This window comes from Aeromonas sp. 603607, from assembly GCF_049171595.1.
In the GTDB taxonomy this organism is placed as follows: Bacteria; Pseudomonadota; Gammaproteobacteria; order Enterobacterales; family Aeromonadaceae; genus Aeromonas; species Aeromonas veronii.
This window is the reverse complement of the sequence record NZ_JAAKOV010000020.1, coordinates 37253-55361: the sequence shown is the minus strand read 5'-3', so window position 1 is coordinate 55361 and position 18109 is coordinate 37253. Positions and strand designations below refer to the sequence as shown.

18 protein-coding genes are annotated in these 18109 nt (G+C 60.2%); 3 read left to right on the top strand and 15 right to left on the bottom strand.

Annotated elements, in window-relative coordinates; genetic code table 11:
- The 7 genes from G5315_RS17720 to acs form a co-directional block, all read right to left on the bottom strand.
- Complete coding sequence (locus tag G5315_RS17720; RefSeq protein ID WP_042080616.1) at positions 1-1428, bottom strand: PTS transporter subunit EIIC; 1428 nt, start codon at positions 1426-1428, stop codon at positions 1-3.
- Positions 1429-1517: 89 nt separating this feature from the next.
- Positions 1518-2975 (bottom strand): sodium/pantothenate symporter, encoded by a 1458-nt coding sequence (gene panF, locus G5315_RS17715; RefSeq protein WP_216979392.1) that lies wholly within the window; start codon positions 2973-2975, stop codon positions 1518-1520.
- Positions 2965-3228 carry a DUF997 family protein gene (locus tag G5315_RS17710; RefSeq protein ID WP_254204220.1) on the bottom strand — a complete coding sequence of 88 codons (264 nt, stop codon included), beginning with the start codon at positions 3226-3228 and terminating at the stop codon, positions 2965-2967. The genes panF and G5315_RS17710 overlap by 11 nt, the downstream gene beginning before the upstream one ends.
- Positions 3229-3435: 207 nt before the next feature.
- Entirely contained in the window at positions 3436-4776 is a 1341-nt protein-coding gene (gene accC / locus G5315_RS17705) for an acetyl-CoA carboxylase biotin carboxylase subunit (RefSeq protein ID WP_216951972.1), read from the bottom strand.
- Positions 4777-4791: 15 nt separating this feature from the next.
- Positions 4792-5247 (bottom strand): acetyl-CoA carboxylase biotin carboxyl carrier protein, encoded by a 456-nt coding sequence (gene accB, locus G5315_RS17700; protein WP_216951971.1) that lies wholly within the window; start codon positions 5245-5247, stop codon positions 4792-4794.
- Positions 5248-5283: 36 nt separating this feature from the next.
- Positions 5284-5733, bottom strand: a complete 450-nt coding sequence (gene aroQ / locus G5315_RS17695; RefSeq protein WP_139743401.1) for a type II 3-dehydroquinate dehydratase — start codon at positions 5731-5733, stop codon at positions 5284-5286.
- 288 nt (positions 5734-6021) lie between these two features.
- Entirely contained in the window at positions 6022-7968 is a 1947-nt protein-coding gene (gene acs / locus G5315_RS17690) for an acetate--CoA ligase (protein WP_204481133.1), read from the bottom strand.
- A 169-nt stretch (positions 7969-8137) separates the two neighbouring features.
- Here acs and G5315_RS17685 point away from each other — a divergent pair, with 169 nt between their 5' ends.
- The gene (locus tag G5315_RS17685; protein WP_266134183.1) at positions 8138-8416 is read left to right on the top strand and encodes a hypothetical protein; all 279 of its coding nucleotides are present in this window, start codon (positions 8138-8140) and stop codon (positions 8414-8416) included.
- Positions 8417-8693: 277 nt separating this feature from the next.
- Positions 8694-8927 (top strand): hypothetical protein, encoded by a 234-nt coding sequence (locus G5315_RS17680; RefSeq protein WP_216951968.1) that lies wholly within the window; start codon positions 8694-8696, stop codon positions 8925-8927.
- Here the strand turns inward: G5315_RS17680 and G5315_RS17675 are convergent.
- From G5315_RS17675 to torC, 6 genes are all read right to left on the bottom strand, one after another.
- Positions 8917-9540 carry a MipA/OmpV family protein gene (locus G5315_RS17675; protein ID WP_216951967.1) on the bottom strand — a complete coding sequence of 208 codons (624 nt, stop codon included), beginning with the start codon at positions 9538-9540 and terminating at the stop codon, positions 8917-8919. The two genes, G5315_RS17680 and G5315_RS17675, sit on opposite strands and share 11 nt — an antisense overlap.
- Positions 9530-10669: a hypothetical protein gene (locus G5315_RS17670; RefSeq protein WP_421333580.1), complete on the bottom strand. Its 1140-nt coding sequence runs from the start codon at positions 10667-10669 to the stop codon at positions 9530-9532. Before G5315_RS17670 ends, G5315_RS17675 begins: the two co-directional genes overlap by 11 nt.
- 170 nt (positions 10670-10839) lie before the next feature.
- Entirely contained in the window at positions 10840-11208 is a 369-nt protein-coding gene (locus tag G5315_RS17665; RefSeq protein WP_421333579.1) for a hypothetical protein, read from the bottom strand.
- A gap of 7 nt (positions 11209-11215) precedes the next feature.
- Positions 11216-11884, bottom strand: a complete 669-nt coding sequence (gene torD / locus G5315_RS17660) for a molecular chaperone TorD (RefSeq protein ID WP_005358423.1) — start codon at positions 11882-11884, stop codon at positions 11216-11218.
- 99 nt (positions 11885-11983) lie between these two features.
- Complete coding sequence (gene torA / locus G5315_RS17655; RefSeq protein WP_421333577.1) at positions 11984-14476, bottom strand: trimethylamine-N-oxide reductase TorA; 2493 nt, start codon at positions 14474-14476, stop codon at positions 11984-11986.
- 27 nt (positions 14477-14503) lie between these two features.
- Entirely contained in the window at positions 14504-15670 is a 1167-nt protein-coding gene (gene torC, locus G5315_RS17650; RefSeq protein ID WP_005358429.1) for a pentaheme c-type cytochrome TorC, read from the bottom strand.
- Positions 15671-15815: 145 nt separating this feature from the next.
- On the opposite strand from torC, the gene torR reads away from it, so the two are divergent.
- Entirely contained in the window at positions 15816-16529 is a 714-nt protein-coding gene (torR, locus tag G5315_RS17645) for a two-component system response regulator TorR (protein ID WP_042080622.1), read from the top strand.
- A 36-nt stretch (positions 16530-16565) separates the two neighbouring features.
- On the opposite strand, the gene G5315_RS17640 is transcribed toward torR, so the two are convergent.
- Positions 16566-16970 carry a GFA family protein gene (locus G5315_RS17640; RefSeq protein WP_005338893.1) on the bottom strand — a complete coding sequence of 135 codons (405 nt, stop codon included), beginning with the start codon at positions 16968-16970 and terminating at the stop codon, positions 16566-16568.
- Between the two features lie 37 nt (positions 16971-17007).
- The gene (gene torT, locus G5315_RS17635) at positions 17008-18054 is read right to left on the bottom strand and encodes a TMAO reductase system periplasmic protein TorT (RefSeq protein WP_421333575.1); all 1047 of its coding nucleotides are present in this window, start codon (positions 18052-18054) and stop codon (positions 17008-17010) included.
- Positions 18055-18109 lie beyond the last annotated feature (55 nt).

The following is an 18109-nucleotide window of genomic DNA, read 5'->3' as shown; positions in this document are numbered from 1 at the left end:
TTACCAGCTGCTCTGGCTGGCCGACTCCTGATTGGGTTTGAGGCCGAGGGGGACCGACTGGCGCTCCGCCAGCATGCGGATCTGCCCTTCAATCAGGCTGGCGCTGGGGCCCAGCACCAGCACCAGCTGGTGGTCGTTGAGCTGGATCCAGGAGAGGCAGCCCAGACCCAGCAGGCGGGATTCATCCACCAGTGAAATATCGCGCACCCGCAGGCTGAGGCGGGTGATACAGACACTCATCGCCACCAGATTGTCCATCCCGCCCAGCACCTTGAGGTACTGGATCGCCAGCATCTGCGGGTCTGAGGGGGCAACGCTGGCAAGGCGCGGATGCTCCACCGCGATGGGCTTGCTCGGCATGCTGAGGGGGGCACGCTCCAGCAGCTGATAGAACAGCAGGGTGTAGGCGACGAAAAACAGGATACCGACCGGGATGAGCCAGAAGCTGTGCTCCCCTGCCTGATAGCTCAGCACCAGATCCAGCAGACCGGCGGAGAAGTAACTGCCCACCTTGATCCCCAGCCCGCTACAGACCGCCAGCGACAGTCCGGTCAGCAGGGCGTGGGCGAGAAACAGCCAGGGGGCGGTAAAGGCGAACAGAAATTCGATAGGCTCTGTGATACCCACCAGTGCCGAGGTGAGCGCCAGGGTGAGCAGCAGCCCGCCCTGTGGCAGCCGCTGCATCCGCTGGCGGTGCAGCCAGATGGCAAAACAGGCGCCCGGCAGGCCGAACATGATGATGGGGTAAAGACCGGCTACATATCCTTCATGAAGGGGCTGGGCGGTGGCCAGCGCCTGCAGGTTGCTCTCGCCAAGGCCGATGACGCTGCCCAATACCTGATGGAGCCCGAGCGGGATTAACAAGCGGTTGAGGGTGCCGTAGCAGAAGGCGCCAAACGGTGTGGTAAGCAGCTCCGAGGTGAGCAGGGTCAGCCCGCGCTCCAGCGGTGGCCACAGCAGCGAGAGGGGGATAGCGATCAGCAGGCAGGCCAAGGCCGACACCAGCAGGCTGGGAAACTCCCCCCTGGCGATCTGCAGCCAGCGGGGCAGCGTTTGCTGGTGAACCCAGGGATAGATGATGGCAGTGGTGAGCCCCGCCAGCAGACCGCAGATCATGTCGGCGTGCAGGTTGGGGGCCAGCGTATTGAAGGCGGTGCTGAGCAGCAGGAAGTTGACCGCCCCCGCCAACGTCTGTCCGCCCAGCTCCTGCCGACTCAGGCCAAAGGCGATCGCCACCGCATAGATAAGCGGCATCTGGCTGAAGATCGCCTGACCGGTGAGGGAGAGCACCGCCAAATCGAGCACGTCGGGTTGGCCAAGCCGGTAGATCAGCGCCGCCATCGGCAGGATGGAGACGGGCAGCAGCAGGGCATAACCGAGCCGCTGCAGGGCTTGAGTAACGACTTGTCGAGTGGCTTTAACGGGCATACAGCGGCTACGTTCTGTGACTTGGCGCACAGTTTAACCGGAAAACACCTATTTGGGGATAGTTTTGGAACCCCTAATTTATATTTTTATTATTTCTGCCCGAAAAGCTCGCGCACTTCCCGCGAGGGCGGTGCCGTCAGCAGGCTCACCGTGATAAAGACCACCAGCGCCAGCGTGAGGCTTGGCACGATGGCGTGCAGGCCAGCCAGCTTGATCCCCCACTGACTGAGTACCCCATAGCAGACGATGCCGCTGACCATGCTGGCCAGCGCGCCCGGGCCGTTGGCCCGTGACCAGTAGAGACCGAGCACCAGCGGCCAGAGGAACACCGCCTGCAGGCCGCCAAAGGCGAGCAGGTTGAGCCAGATGATCATCTCGGGCGGTTGCAACGCCGCTAGCAGCACCAGAGTGCCCAAGATCAGGGTGCAGAGCAGAGAGAGGCGGGGAATGCGCACTTCCAGCTTCTCCTGCTTTGGACTCAGATAGTTGAGGTAGAGATCCTTCACCAGAGTGGCGGAAGCCTGGATCAGCTGGGAGTCGATGGTGGACATGATGGCCGCCATCGGCGCAGCCAGGAAGACCCCGGCCAGCCAGGGGGGCAGCACTTCCATCATCAGGGAGGGCATGATCTTGTCCGGGCTGTCCATGCCGGGCAGGATGGCGCGGCCGAGGGCGCCAGCCAGATGCATGCCGAACATCAGCAGGGCGCTGACCACGGTGCCGATCAGAATGCCACGATGGAGCGCCTTGCTGTCGCGATAGCCAAAACAGCGCAATGCCGAGTGGGGCAGCCCCACCACCCCGACACAGACCAGGATCCAGAAGCTCAGCATAAAGGGCTGGGTCAGCATGTCGCCGGCCCCTTGCGGGCTTACCAGCTTGGGATCGATCTCCCTGAGCTGGTGGATGAGGTTCGGCAGGCCGTCACCGGCAATCAGAATTCCTGCCAGCAGGGCGCCGGTGCCGATCAGCATGATGATCCCCTGCAGGGCATCAGTCATCACCACGGCGCGGAAGCCGCCGATGATGGTGTAGAGCAGCACACAGCTGGCAAACAGCATCAACCCCTGCTGGTAGGAGAGCCCGGTGGCGGTCTCCAGCAGGCGGGCACCGCCGATAAACTGCACCACCATGGTCGCGATAAAGGCGAGGATGATAGTAACGGAGCCGAGGATCACCACTGCCTTGCTCTGATAGCGGGCCCACAGCATGTCGTTGATGGTCACCGCATTGACCCGGCGGGCGATGATGGCGAACTTCTTGCCAAGCACCCCCAGAGTGAGCCAGACGGTGGGCAGCTGGATCATCGCCAGCAACACCCAGCCCAGACCGATCTTGTAGGCCGCGCCCGGCCCACCGATAAAGGAGGAGGCCGAGGTGTAGGTGGCCACTAGCGTCATCGCCAGCACCAGCCCGCCCATGCTGCGGTTGCCGATGAAGTACTCCTGCACGAAGTTGCCTTCAGCTCTATGACGGCTGGCCCAGAAACCCACCCCCAGCACCAGCACCAGATAGATGAAGAGCGGCAGCATCAGCTCAAGATTCATGGGATGACTCCTTGCCGGAAGGGGCTGGGGTATCGAGGGGGATATCCACAAACAGTCGATCCACCATCAGGGCACATAGTGCGATGAACAGCAGTGGCATCGCCACGCAACTGAGCAGGAACCAAAGGGGAATGTCCCAGCATTCGATCTCTTCCGGGATCAGATAAGCCGTGCCATACCAGGCAAGAAAATAGAGTAGGGTCAGCAGCAGGCAGAAAGCTGCTTCCCGGCGGGCGAGAGCAAAACGGTTCACCTTGGCCTCCGACAATTTTGAGGGGCGCAAGGATAACAAAAAAGGGCCATGTCGCCATGGCCCTTTTTCAGCAGAGGCTCCTTGCGGAGCAGACTTCCACCGGAAGTCCGGTCTCTATCAGAGATCCTTACAGACCCAACATCTTGTGCAGATAGTGGGCGTTGGTACTGCCACCGTGCAATGTCATCGGGTCTCTATCAGCGATCCTTACAGACCTAACTTCTTGTGCAGGTAGTGGATATTGGTGCCACCGTGCTGGAAGTTTTCGTCTTTCATGATCTCTTTTTGCAGCGGTACGTTGGTCTTGATCCCTTCCACTACCAGCTCGTCCAGCGCATGGCGCATGCGGGCGATGGCAATGTCACGATTCTCGCCGTAGCAGATCAGCTTGCCGATCATCGAATCATAGTGGGGCGGTACCTTGTAACCGGCATAGATGTGGGAGTCCCAACGCACGCCCAGACCACCCGGTGCGTGGAAGCGCTGCACCAGACCCGGAGAGGGCATGAAGGTGGCCGGATCTTCGGCGTTGATCCGGCACTCGATGGCATGACCACGGATGCGGATATCCTGCTGGGTGATCGACAGGGGCTGACCGGCGGCGATGCGCAGCTGCTCCTTGATCAGATCGATACCGGTGACCATCTCGGTGACCGGATGCTCAACCTGGATACGGGTGTTCATTTCGATGAAATAGAACTCGCCGTTCTCGTACAGGAACTCGAAAGTACCCGCACCGCGGTAGCCGATCTCGATACAGGCGCGCACACAGCGCTCGCCGATGAACTTGCGCATTTCGGCGGTGATGCCGGGTGCCGGCGCCTCTTCCACCACTTTCTGGTGGCGACGCTGCATGGAGCAGTCACGCTCGCCCAGATAGAGGGCGTTGCCCTGGCCGTCTGCCAACACCTGAATTTCGATGTGGCGCGGGTTTTCCAGGTACTTCTCCATGTAGACCATGTCGTTCTTGAAGAACTGGCCTGCTTCGGATTTGGTTAGGGCAATGGCGGAGGCTAGCTCGGCCTCGCTGCGTACCACGCGCATGCCACGACCACCGCCGCCACCGGCGGCCTTGATGATCACCGGATAGCCGATGCGCTTGGCAATGGCGGCGTTGCGCTTGGTGTCGTTGTCCACCGGACCGTCAGAGCCCGGTACACACGGTACGCCTGCCTTCTTCATCGCTTCGATGGCGGAGACTTTGTCACCCATCAGGCGGATGGTCTCGGCGCGCGGGCCGATGAAGATGAAGCCGGATTTTTCGACCACTTCGGCAAAATCGGCGTTCTCGGAAAGGAAGCCGTAACCCGGGTGGATGGCCACGGCACCGGTCACCTCGGCGGCGGCGATGATGGCCGGAACGTTGAGGTAGGAGTCGGTACTGGCTGGTTTGCCGATACAGATGGATTCGTCGGCCAGCAGCACATGTTTGAGCTCCCGGTCGGCGGTGGAGTGAACGGCCACTGTCTTTATCCCGAGCTCTTTGCAGGCGCGCAGGATCCGCAGGGCAATTTCACCGCGGTTGGCGATGACTACTTTGTCCAACATGGGTGGCGATTTCCCTTATTCGATGATGAACAGCGGCTCGTCAAATTCGACGGCCTGACCATTTTCAACCAGGATCGCTTTGATCACACCGGCCTTGTCAGACTCGATTTGGTTCATCATTTTCATGGCTTCGACGATGCACAGGGTATCGCCGACATTAACTTGCTGACCCACTTCCACGAACGGCTTGGCTTCCGGGCTGGAGGAGCGGTAGAAGGAGCCAACCATGGGAGAGCGCATCAGGTGACCGCTCGGTGCGGCATCTGCGGCCGGCGCAGCGGCAACCGGGGCGGCGGCTGGAGCGGCAACCGGAGCGGCTGCTTGCTGCATGATCATCTGCGGTGCGGCAGTGACCTGGCCTGCGAAGTTGCGGCTGATGCGAACGGACTCTTCACCTTCGGAGATCTCCAGTTCGGCGATGCCGGACTCTTCAACCAGTTCAATCAGCTTCTTGATTTTGCGGATATCCATTAGCATTCTCTTTCTTCTTTATCTGATCAGTGATTATCAAGCCGCGTGCAGATGGCGCACGGCCGCGGTTAAAGCGAATTGATAGCCATCGGCCCCCAGACCACAAATGACCCCTTTGGCGACATCAGACAGATAGGAGTGATGACGAAACGGCTCCCTGGCATGAACGTTTGACAGGTGAACCTCGATAAAGGGGATGGCGACACCCAGCAGCGCATCGCGGATGGCGACGCTGGTGTGGGTGAAGGCGGCCGGATTGATGATGATGAAATCCACCTGACCCATGGCCTGATGGATGCGGCTGACCAACTCATGTTCGGCGTTGGATTGCAGATGTTCCAGAGTGACACCGAGTTCGCTGGCGTTGAGCTTCAGATCGGCGACGATCTCATCGAGCGTCTTGCTGCCGTAGATACCCGGTTCCCGTTTGCCCAGCAGATTCAGGTTTGGACCGTTGAGCAGGAGAATTCGGCGATGTTGCGACATATTGAGTGCATCCTCGATGATCATGCTGCTATCTGTCAGCTATCTTGTGGACTACCTGAAATCTAGCCATTTTCTGCGCAAATCGGTGTGCCCTGGCACACAGATTTCGCAATTATATTGATTTCGTGAAAATTAGCAGCATTTTACTGGTCTAATCTCTACATCTGGCTATTTATTGAGTACCACCTCCCTGTGCGCCCAGTTTCAGCCGCTCAGGCCGTTTGTACCGCTGTAGAAACAGCAAAGCCGGCACAGGGCCGGCTTTGTCGAGCAACAAACGAAGCGGGATCAGGCTGCTTCCGACTTCTCGCGGATGAGTTTGTCTACTACCCCCGGGTCCGCCAGGGTGGAGATATCCCCCAAGCTGTCGGTCTCGCCGGTGGCGATCTTGCGCAAGATGCGGCGCATGATCTTGCCGGAACGGGTCTTCGGCAACCCCTCCGCCCAGTGGATCACGTCTGGTGTTGCGATGGCACCGATCTCCTTGCGCACCCACTCCTTCACCTCTTTGTGCAGCTCGCGGCTTGGCTCTTCCCCGGCGATCAGGGTGACATAGGCATAGATGCCCTGACCCTTGATCTCGTGAGGAACCCCCACCACCGCGGCTTCGGCGATCTTGGGATGGGCCACCAGCGCCGATTCAATTTCGGCGGTACCCATGCGGTGACCGGAGACGTTCAGTACATCATCCACCCGACCGGTGATCCAGTAGTAGCCGTCCTCGTCGCGACGGGCTCCGTCGCCGGTGAAGTAGCGGCCCGGGAAGGTGGAGAAGTAGGTCTGCTCGAACCGCTCGTGATCGCCGAACACGGTGCGCATCTGACCCGGCCAGGAGTCGGTGATCACCAGGTTGCCCTCGGTAGCCCCCTCCAGCGGTTCGCCCATGTTGTCGACCAGCGCCGGTTGCACCCCGAAGAAGGGACGAGTCGCCGAGCCCGGTTTCAGGTCGGTGACGCCGGGCAGCGGCGTAATCAGGATGCCGCCGGTTTCGGTCTGCCACCAGGTATCGACAATGGGGCAGCGCTCATCGCCAATGGTGCGGTAGTACCACTCCCAGGCTTCCGGGTTGATCGGTTCACCCACCGAGCCCATGATGCGCAGGCTCTGGCGCGAGGTGCCGGTGACAGCTTCGTTGCCCTTGGCCATCAGGGCGCGGATGGCAGTGGGGGCGGTATAGAGGATGGTGACCTGGTGCTTGTCCACCACCTGACTCATGCGGTTGGTGGCCGGGTAGTTGGGCACCCCTTCGAACATGATGGTGGTGGCGCCGTTGGCGAGCGGCCCGTAGACCAGATAGGAGTGACCAGTGACCCAGCCCACATCGGCGGTACACCAGTAGATGTCCTCTTCGTGGTAGTCGAACACATATTTGAAGGTGAGGGTGGCATAGACCAGATAGCCGCCGGTGGTGTGCAGCACCCCCTTGGGTTTGCCGGTGGAGCCGGAGGTATAGAGGATAAAGAGCGGATCTTCGGCGTTCATCGCCTCGGGCGGGCAGTCGCTGCTGACGGTGGCGGTCGCTTCATGCCACCAGATGTCGCGGTGGTTGTGCCAGGCGACATTGCCGCCGGTGCGCTTGAGCACGATCACCTTGTTAACCTGGGTATCCGGGTTGGTGAGCGCTTCATCCACGTTTTTCTTGAGTGGCACCGGACGGCCACCGCGCAGTCCCTCGTCGGCGGTGATCACGATGCGCGAGCCCGAGTCGATGATGCGACCGGCCAGTGCTTCCGGCGAGAAGCCGCCAAAGACGATGCTGTGCACCGCGCCGATGCGGGTACAGGCCAGCATGGCGATGGCGGCTTCGGGCACCATGGGCATATAGAGGCAGACCACGTCGCCGCGATGAACCCCCTGAGCTTTCAAGACGTTGGCAAACTTGCACACTTCGCTGTGCAGCTCGCGGTAGGTGAGTTTGCGATCTTCGGCGGGGTTGTCCCCTTCCCAGATGATGGCGACCTTGTCACCCCGTTCGGCGAGATGGCGATCGAGGCAGTTGGCGGAGACGTTGAGCTGGCCATCTTCAAACCACTTGATGGAGACATGGCCCGGATCGTAGGAGGTGTTCTTGACTCGGCTGTAGGGCTTCATCCAGTCGAGGATTTTTCCCTGTTCACCCCAGAAGGTCTCGGGATCCTCGATGGAGGCCTGATACATGGCAGCGTAGTCGCCCTTGTCAAGCAGGGCATTGCTGCTGATGTGGGGTTTGACCGGATAGACCTTGCTCTCGCTCATCACTCACTCCTTTGAATACATACTTTTAATAATTAAGTAACAACTTATACCTTTGGCTGATGGGGGCAATTAGACTTTTGGATAGACAGCAACATTTGGTTACAGGGTAATGGGTGACACTCAGGTGGTGAGTGGGTAAAAAGGAGGACTTTGATGGATGGAGGTAGTTATGTTCTCTCTATTGCTCTGTGCATCCCTCTGGCAGTTTGATGTGCCTGTTCTGGCAGACAAGCCCCCCAAAGAGTTTGTGATTACGCATCAGGAGCCGTCACAGACAGTGCGGGATCGGGTTGCCGATGAGCTTGGCAACGCATGGCAGGCAAAAAAACCGGGGGCCAAATTTTCCCTCAGTGAGCCTGGATCCCGTTATTCGGGCGACTCCCCGCTCACACGCATGCTCAATGAGCGGGATGATGGTGGTGTTCCCACCCTGACGTTTGGCAGATAGTCATATCTATCGCCAGGGGATTTTCCCCTGCGGCACCAATGACATCATCATCCTTTGATGAACGCAGTCGACCTGACGTTGCGTACCAATAGATAATCCCTTCTTCCCCTGTTAAGGGCTTGTGGGCACAGATGTTCAGCCTGAGTTGCAAGCCCTTGCTACCGTGGTCCTTTTGACATCCCGAGAGAGCGTTATGTCGCTAACAGAGGATGTTTATCATGCGCGATCAGAGCGTTAGTGCTTGAGCTGTGCGGCTTGCTGGCAAAGAGGGCTGACGATGATTGACTCTGTTGTAATGGAATTTGGCAACATGGTTGGCATGTTGCCATTTGGTCAGGAAACCTGGAGTGCGCAGCAACAGGATATCCCCCTGATTGCAGGAAGCAGTTGCATTGTAGAGCCTAATGATGCGATGGGTTTGACTGTCTGTGCGTTTTCATTTGGCTGGACCCAAGATAGGTGGGCGCTGGTAAACGTGGAAGTTGCCTGTGGTGTGAGTGTTACCAGCTGAAGCGATAGCTCAGGGTCAGGTTCACGACGGGTTGCCAATCGCGATCCTTGATGAGCCACTGCTTGGCACCCGCTTCTGCGTCGAGTTGCCACTTTTGCCAAGCCCAACTGTGCTCCAGGGTTAGCCCCCAGTCTCGCCAACCTTCATGAGCATCATAAGCGGCCATGTGTGCCTGACTGCCCCGGGTCAGCCAGAGGTTGAGGGAGAGCCCGGCCGGCAGCGGCAGGCTGTGCTCCATGTACCAGAGCTGGCCATAACGGCCAGTGAGGTCGACGAGCTGGGACAACGTCAATTGATGGTCATCATCCAGCTGCCATCCCAGGCGCCACATAGCACTGAAACGGGTACTATCAACCACTGGCATGGATCCAACTCCCAAGGCGATAAAACTCTTTTCATAGAGAGGTAGTGCCAGCCCGGCACTGCTTCCGTTAGTGAAAAGGAGCCCAACCTGGGTCTCCCGTTCATAACCCCACCAGAGTTGGCTGTGCTGGGTTGCGTTACTACTGGCCTGGTTACTGTCCAGTTGCCAGCTGCTGCCGAGTAACAACTCCTTTGCTTGCAATGGTAGCGTTACCAGTATTAGCAGCGACAGCCAATACTTATTTGCCATATAGCCGCGCCCAGTCCCGATCCTGATGCATTCCCATCAGATGACAGATGATGCCGGAGCGCTGGAAAGCATAAATAAGCAGTATGCTGGCGGTGCAGAGCAACATGATAAGGCCAAAACTGTTGGGCAGTATGGTGCCCTGACGGGCGGTCCACCACAGTAGCAAGGGGCCCCACAGGTGCACGAAGATGCTCTTGTGGAAGATGAAGACGGTCAGCGAGTACATGCCGATCCAGTTGAGTGGTCGCCAGCAGAGACGGATATTGTGTTGGTGTAGCCAGAGCACGGTACCGCTCACCAGAAACTCCATACCCCAGATCCCGGCTCGGCCGATCATGTCCAGCGCCAGTTCGTGTTCGTTGGCGTAGATGTCGTTGAGCTCGACCGTGCTTGTCTCGCCGAACATGAGATAGATGGCCAGCGCCACCAGCGACAGCGTCAGTACCAGACGGTTGAGGCGATCTCGCCATTGTGGGCGCTGATGCCAGCACCAGCCATAGAGAAAGCCGAAACAGCCACTGGCCATGAAGAGGTCGAGACGGGCATCCAGCTCATAGTCGGGGTGAACGTGCAGCTTCATCCAGCTGTCGATATGGCCGAGCAGATCCTGTACGCCGAGTTGATCCAGTAGCAGGCTTAGAAGGGTCAGCAGGAGCATGCCGCGGATGCCGAACCTGGCATACACCATGGAGAAGAGCGCCAGCAGGCACATCCAGAGCATGACCGGGTAGAACGAGATGGCCTCGCCGAAGTTGGGGGCGATGACCAACCCTTCGACATAGAGCATCAGTATGATGCTGGCAAACAGGGCCAGCTTGCTGCCCAGCTGCGGCTTGAAGCTGGCCTGATCGCGGCGGCTCAGGTTGAATGCGGCCAAGGCCAGGTAGATCTGGCTGACCCAGGGGATTAACCAGGCTGATGCGTGTGCTGTCAGCTGATCCATGGGGAGCAGGTGTCCCGCCATTGCCTTGTGTGATACATAGAAGCTGTCCCACAAGGCATGTTCCCGATTGAAGAAATCGATGTACCAGTAGTTGAGGTAACCGGTGTAGTGCTCGAAGACGGCCATGAAGATGACAAGCCCGCGCAACAGATCGAGGCCTGTGATGCGCGCATCCTGTGGAGGCATACGATTGCTCCTGTGTAGTGTGGCGAAAGGAGCGGCACTATATCGGCTTTTGTAAAACTGAACGGGAGCTGAATGTAAGCAAATATTACGGGGAGCTGTACCGATGTGCTTGTAATGACTGGGAAGTGCCTGACCTGGCTGTCATGATTTGCAATATTATTGGCTATTTTTTAGCCTTTCTCTCGGCCAAATGCCTGAATACCGCGCACCAGTACCAGCCAGCCGATCAGATGGAAGGGGAGGGCAAGCAGATAGAGCAGCAGGAAGTGCGACTCGCTGCCGCTGCTGTTGATGAAGTCGATCCAGGCGGCCAGCAGCGCCAGCATGCCGGCGATCTGGAAGCGGCGGCGCAACACCACCTCGACGCCGAGATTGGCAAGGTAGAGGGTGAGCAGGATGCCGGCAAAGCCGGTGAGCTGGGCGGTGCCGTATAGCTCGCGATCCGGGTTGAACAGCAGCGCAATCAGGGGAGTAATGCCCTGATCCAGCGGGATCAGGGCCAGCAGCCAGCATGCAATCAGAAGCAGGGCTGTCTTCATTGCGGCCTCAGTCGGCGGATGGTGCCGGTTTGACCAGAGAGAGGTAGTTGGCATCCATCTTGAGGAAGACCCCCAGCAGACGGGCACTGGCGCCGTAGAAGCCAAACCGGTCGGCGGCGCGACAGGCGCTTTCGAACTTGTCGAACCAGCCCAGCAGATGGCCGTGCAGCAGCGCTTCCTGCTCGTCGAGCCAGCGTTCCCGCTCGGCCGCGCTCTTGGCTTCCGCCGCACGGATGATGAGATTGCCCATCAGATCCAGCTCGATGGCCAGATGGTCGGCAGGCTCTTTGTATTTATCGCTGACATTGATGCCGAGGCGATCGAGGCGGGCCTGCATCTCGGCCATCGGGGCCTGCATCAGCAGCTTGGCATCGCCACGATAGAGCGATTCGTAGGGCAGCGCGCCCTGTTTGGGATCGACCAGAAACAGGCCGGCGAAGTCGGCGGCGAGTTCCAGTTGGCGATCCGGGCGCACCAGCAGGCGGGCGATGGCATCGTTGAGTTCGGCCACGGCTTCACGCATCGGATCCAGGGTGGAGAGGCTTTTCAGGAAGCTTCGCACGTCATAGGTGTCATATTCGGCGATCTGCTCATCACTGAGTTCGGCGGCGAACAGGGTGGAGAACCACCAGTAGAGTTCGGCCCGGCGTTCGCTGGTAGCCATAAATTCCTGCATTTTTCCTCCGTGGATGGCAATCGGGAGCCTTGATGGCTCCCGATTCTAACGACTTTAAAAATAAAGGAAACTCAAGGGGGCGCTTTCGTCCCCCCGGGGTCAGAGTGCCGGGAACATGGGGTCGATGCCCTTTGCCGATTCCGGCGCGCCGAAGGCAGTGACGGCAGGTGCCTGCCCGCGGAACTTCTCGATCTCCACCAGCGCGGTATGGGCCGTGGTGGCCTGCGCCAGGCTGGAGGAGCCGATGTCGGCGGTCAGCACGTTGGGATCGCCGTAGGTACAGAGCGTACCCACCTTGCCGCCCTCTTGCGGACCATACCAGGCACCTTCCTGAATGCGCACCACGCCAGGGGCGTAGTCATCGCTCACCACCAGACCGGCCAATACCTGACCGCGGCCGTTGAACACCCGCACCAGATCGCCGTCCTTGAGGCCGCGGGATTTGGCATCCTGCGGATTCATATAGACAGGTTCGCGACCCTGCACCGTGTAGGTGGCGCGGTAGTTGTCGGAGGAGCAGAGCTGGCTGTGCAGCCGCTTGTCCGGGTGGCAGGATTGCAGGTGCAGCGGGTACTGTTTGCTGCCCGGCCCGCCGTGGGAGCGCTCGTAGGGTTCAATCCAGACCGGGTGGCCCGGGCAATCCCCATAGCCGTAGTCGGCGATGGTCTTGGAGTAGATCTCGATAAGGCCGGACGGGGTACCGAGCGGTTCCAGATCCGGCTCCTGACGGAACGACTCGTGGCGCACCCAGGGTTGGCCTGCCGGGAAGGTGACGAAGCCCTCGCCATGCCAGAACTGGCTGAAACGGGGCAGACGGATGCCGATGCCGCGACCCTGCAGGCGGGCATCGTCATAGATGCTCTGGATCCACTCCAGCTTGCTCTTGCCGCCGGTGAACTCGGCCTCACGACCGAAGCGACGGCAAAGATCGGCGAAGATGTCGTAGTCATCGCGCGCCTCGAACAGCGGCTCCACCACCTTGTACATGGCCAGAATGCCCGCATTGGAGTGAGAACCCCACTGTTCGATGTCATCGCGCTCATAGGTGGTGGTGGCGGGCAGCACGATATCGGCGAAGCGGCAGCTGGCGGTCCACTGGTGATCGATGCTGACCACGGTTTCCAGCTTGCTCCAGGCCGCGACCATCTTGTTGCGATCCTGCTGGTGGTGGAACGGGTTGTTGCCGCAGAACACCGCCATCTTCATGTGGGGGTAGGTGATGGTCTGGCCATTGAAGGCGATCTGCTTGCCCGGATTGAGGATGCAGTCGACGAAGCGGGCCACCGGAATGTATTTGGAGTAGCCCTTCCAGTCGCCGTCATGGAGCGGCTTGACCCCGGGGATGACCGAGCTGAAACCGGACATGATTGGGCCGCTGGAGGTGATGGTGCCCGCCCCGTTGTAGTGCCAGCCAAAGCCGTAACCGCCCCCCGGCAGGCCGATCTGGCCAATCATCGAGGCCAGTACCACCAGCATCCAGGCGTACTGTTCGCCGTGGTGCATGCGCTGTACACACCAGCCGCCGATAAGCTGGGTACGGCCACTGCTCATGGCGCGGGCCAGCTCGCGGATGGTCTCTGCAGGGACGCCACAGATGGCGGCGGCCCACTCGGCGTCCTTCACCTGACCATCGCTGGTGCCCAGCAGGTAGGGCAGGAACTTGTCAAAACCTGTGGTGTAGTTCTTCAGGAACGCTTCGTCGTGGCGCTTCTCGCTGTAGAGGGTGTGGGCGATGCCCAGCATCAGCGGTACGTCGGTCTGCGGATTCAGAGTCACCTGATCGCAATTGAGGTACTTCTGGGTCTTGGATTTGACCGGATCGACACTGATCACCCGGATCTCGCCCTTGGCTACCTTCTCTTTCAGCTGTGCCCAGTAGTCGTAGACGCTGTGATCCGGCACCAGCCAGCCCACCTGCAGGTTCTTGATGGGATCGGAGCCCCAGATGACGATAGTCTTGCTGTGTTCCAGCACCAGCGGCCAGGAGGTTTGCTGCTCATACACCTCCATGGCGCCCGCCACGTGGGGCAGGATCACCTGGGCGGCACCGGTGGAGTAGTCACCGGCCTTGGCCAGATAGGTGCCGTGCAGGTTCATGGCACGCCCCAGCATGGCGCCAGCGGAATGCAGCTTGCCCACTGACTGCCAGCCGGAGTGACCGGCATAGAGGGCGCTCGGACCATAGGTTTTCTGCACCCGCTCCAGCTCGTGATAGAAAAAATCGAGCGCCTGGGACCAGGTGACCCGCACGAAGCGGTTCTGGCCGCGTTCGCTGGTGTCGGACTGGTGGCCCTTGCGTAGCCAGTCTAGTCGCACCATGGGGTAGCGGATGCGGGAGGGGTTGTAGACCACTTCACTCAAGGTCTTGAGCATGTCGGTGGGGTGCTTGTCATGCTCGAACGGCAGGGTCTCGACCCAGCGGCCATCGACCACCCGGGCCCGGAAGGCGCCCCAGTGGGAGCCGGACTGCACCAGTTTTTCGCCGGACTCGGCGGCCATCACGGCGCGACCGAGCAGGGAGGGGCCGATCAGGGCAGAGGCACCGCTGGCCAGCAAGCCACCCAGAAAACCACGACGGGAAATATTGATCATCTTGTTATTCCTCTTTCGAATCCGGACTTAGTGGCTGCCCTGACCACCGGTATCGGCGGCATGGTTTTGCAGGTATTTGAGCAGGGTGCGCTCCTCTTCCTTGCTCAGGCGATAGTAGGCAGACATCGCCTTGAGTCCCGAAATCCAGCCGTTGGCAGTGAAGTGAGCGGGATCCGGCGCGCCGTGGCAGGAGTTGCAGGTGGACTTGTACATCTCGCCGGCGTAATCCCAGATCGGCTTGAGCGAGGACTCAAAGCCCTTGCCATCGACCCAGGCCTGCACCTGAACCTGTTCCCACTTGATATGGGTGGCGCTGTCGGTCTCCTGCTTGAGCACTTTCTCGCTCGCTTTCAGTTCGTCACGGATGGTGGCGACGAAGACCCGCTTGCCCATGTATTCGCTCAGCACCCGGCCCTTGCCATCGCTCTCGCGCCACCCTTCGATGGTCACCTTGAGGCGATCGCCGCTGCGGTCCACGACGTCGATGCGGGAGGCGGGCAGCAGTTTGCCGACCGGGTCGGTGCTCTGTTCGCTGGCATAGAGATCTTTTTCACCCAGGTTGTAGAGGGTCTCGGTGGCTGGCGCCTCTTGCGCGTCGTTGACCAGGGTGGCGTAAGTGGCCCGGAAGCCGCCCGCCATGTTGGGCAGTTCGTGGGCGATGCCTTTGTGGCACTCGATGCAGTTCATGTTCTTGGCGGCGGCATCCTTCATCGCCAGCGCTGCCGCCGGGGACTGCTTGGCGTGATCCATGTTGTCGTAGCTGTGGCAGGACTTGCAGGTCTTGGAGTTCTGGCTGCTCATCCGTGCCCACACCTTCTCGGCCAGATGCAGGCGCCGGTCCTCGAACTTCTCCTGGGTGTCGATGCTGTGGCCTATGTACTCCTGATAGAGGTCGTTGGCCGCCTCCATCTTGCGGGCCACCTTGCCGACAAAGTCCTTCGGCTGGTGACAGTCGGTACAGACCGCCTGTACCCCTGAGGCATTCTTGAAGTGGATGGACTCCTTGTACTCCGGATAGACGGTGTCTTTCATGGAGTGGCAGGAGATACAGAATTCGAGGCTGCTGGTTTTCTCAAAGCCGTAGTGCAGGCCGACGGTGCCCGCGAGGGTGACGCCGACGCCCACCAGAAGCAGCGCCAGTACCGACCAGCGACGGCTGGGGGTGCGCAGGAAGTGCCACAGTTTTTTCATCATGCTCTCTCACATCACTTTTTTGATGGGAGCCATGATAGGGAGGCGTTGTGAACAGGGCTGCCGCCACAAATTAATGAAATAGGGGTATTTATGACAAAATGTGAATAGAATAATCCTCCCTTGTCGACCATCGTGAACCCTGCCCATGAGCTACCACATTCTGGTTGTTGAAGATGATGCGGTTACCCGCGAGAAGCTGACCGGCTATTTCGAGCGGGAGGGCTATCGGGTGACGGCGGTCGAAAACGGCCAGGAGATGCGCGCCGTGCTGGCGGAGCAGACGGTCGATCTGGTGATGCTGGATATCAATCTGCCGGGGGAAGATGGTCTGCTGCTGACCCGTGAACTGCGGGCGCGCAGCACGGTGGGGATCATCCTGGTCACCGGCCGCAGCGATGCGGTGGACCGGATTGTCGGCCTCGAGATGGGGGCCGATGACTATGTCACCAAGCCGTTCGAGCTCAGGGAACTGCTGGTGCGGGTCAAGAATCTGCTGTGGCGGATCTCGCTGGCGGCCGCCGCGCCGAGCGAGCCTGCGGTGGCTGACGATGCGGTGCGCTTTGGCCCCTGGCGTTTTGACATTCCCCGTCGCCAGCTCAGCAAGGACGGAGTGCCGGTGCGTCTGACCAAGGCGGAATACGAAGTGCTGGTGGCCTTTGTCGCCCATGCCGGGCGGGTGCTCAGTCGGGAGCGGATCCTGACCCTCATCAGCCATCGCGGCGATGGCCCGAGCGATCGCACCATAGACGTACTGATCCGGCGGCTGCGCGGCAAGATGGAAGCGGATCCGCGGGATCCCCAGCTGTTTGTCACCGTCCATGGTGAAGGCTATCTGTTTGCCGGTGAGATAGCCTCCTGAGCCCGTTACGGTGGCCTTGACCTGTTTGACCGGGTATCAGACCGGCGGGCGGGTATCAAATTGCGGGCAGTCGTCGCCAATCTGGTGCCAGGGCGCCTTGGATCCGACGAAGATGTGAAACGCGGGTCGCTGGCTCGGCACATCGTCCAGTACCCCGAGGCGCAGGTTGATCTTGCCGCTGCTGCTCTTCTGGCTGAACAGGCTGGAGCCGCAGTGACGACAGAAGGCCAGGGTGGTCTCTGCCGATTTCCGGTAGCGGCCGATGGCCTCTTCCCCTTTCACTATGGTGACCTTGTTGCCATCCAGTCCGCCGACCGAGGCGTAATCTCCCCCTGAAAACTTGCGGCATTCGCTGCAGTGGCAGTTCCCCATATAGTCGAACTGATCCGGCAGGGTCAGGGCGACGGCGCCGCACAGGCAGCTTGCATGTAACTCTTTCATCTCTTCTCCTTGAGTGGGCTGATCGGATTTGGAACGGCTATTCGACCCGATAGACGGGACGAAAAGCGCCATCCGAGAGGGAATCGGCGGGGTCGGCCAGCGGCGCAGACAGCGTCAGAATGGGTGGCCCCATCACCCGCGGGCACTGCTCGGCATTGGCATCAGGGTGTTGCAGCAGGCAGACCGCCTGAACGACCGCAAGGCGCCCCTGCAGCCGCATCTGATCGCTGTTGGCGGCCAGGATCTTGCCCCGGCGCAGGCCCCGCTGTACCCCGTGGCTGAAGTAGGTGCTCAGCACCCGGGGTCTGTCGAGATGGCGCTGCGCCAGCTCGTTGACTGCCACTTCGGCGGCGATGGCGCCCCCCACCAGATAGTCGAGGTCGGGATAGCGGGCCAGCGTCTGCTGCACCAGCGTGCGCTGGATTTCCCGGCTGTTGTCGCCGCGCTCTGTGGTGACCAGCTTGATGGCGCTCCCCTTGATGGCATCGGCAAAGCCTGGCTCGACAAAGTTGTTGCCGCCACTCGCCTGCGGGCCGGGGAAGAGGGCGACCGAGACCGGCTTGCTGCCGGCGGGGTGACGCTGCGCCAGCCAGTGGCCAATTTGCCAGCCCATCTGGTACCAGGAGACCCCCACTTTGGCGTGCACCAGACCGCTGGGCAGATCGTTGACCAACCCAAAGACTGGCTGCTGCGTGGCCTTGATGGCCTCGCGCAAGCCCTGATAGCTCACCGCGCCGAGCAAGATGGCGTCGCTCCCTTCCTGCACGCAGCGCTGCAACTGCTGGCGCTGCTCGGCGAGGGCGCCATAGCCCCCTGCTTCGTGGATCTGCAACTTGACTCCCAGCCGCTTCGCTTCGTCCACCATGCCCTGATTGACCGAAAGCCAGTAGGCGTCGCGCAGATGGGGGTAGAGGGCACAGAGGGTCAGCGATTTGGTTGCGGCGGCGGGTTCCGGCCACTGCTGGCGCACCGGCTGGCCGCTGAATTCGCCGCCGGGCCAGATATCGACTGCAAATGCGAGGGTGGCGCGGGGAAGCATTAGCAACCAGATCAGCAACAACGGGGAGAGATAGACGCTTCGCATGGTCAGGGGTTTTGTTAAAGTGTTGGGCCATATTATCCGGTCAAAGCCGACCACA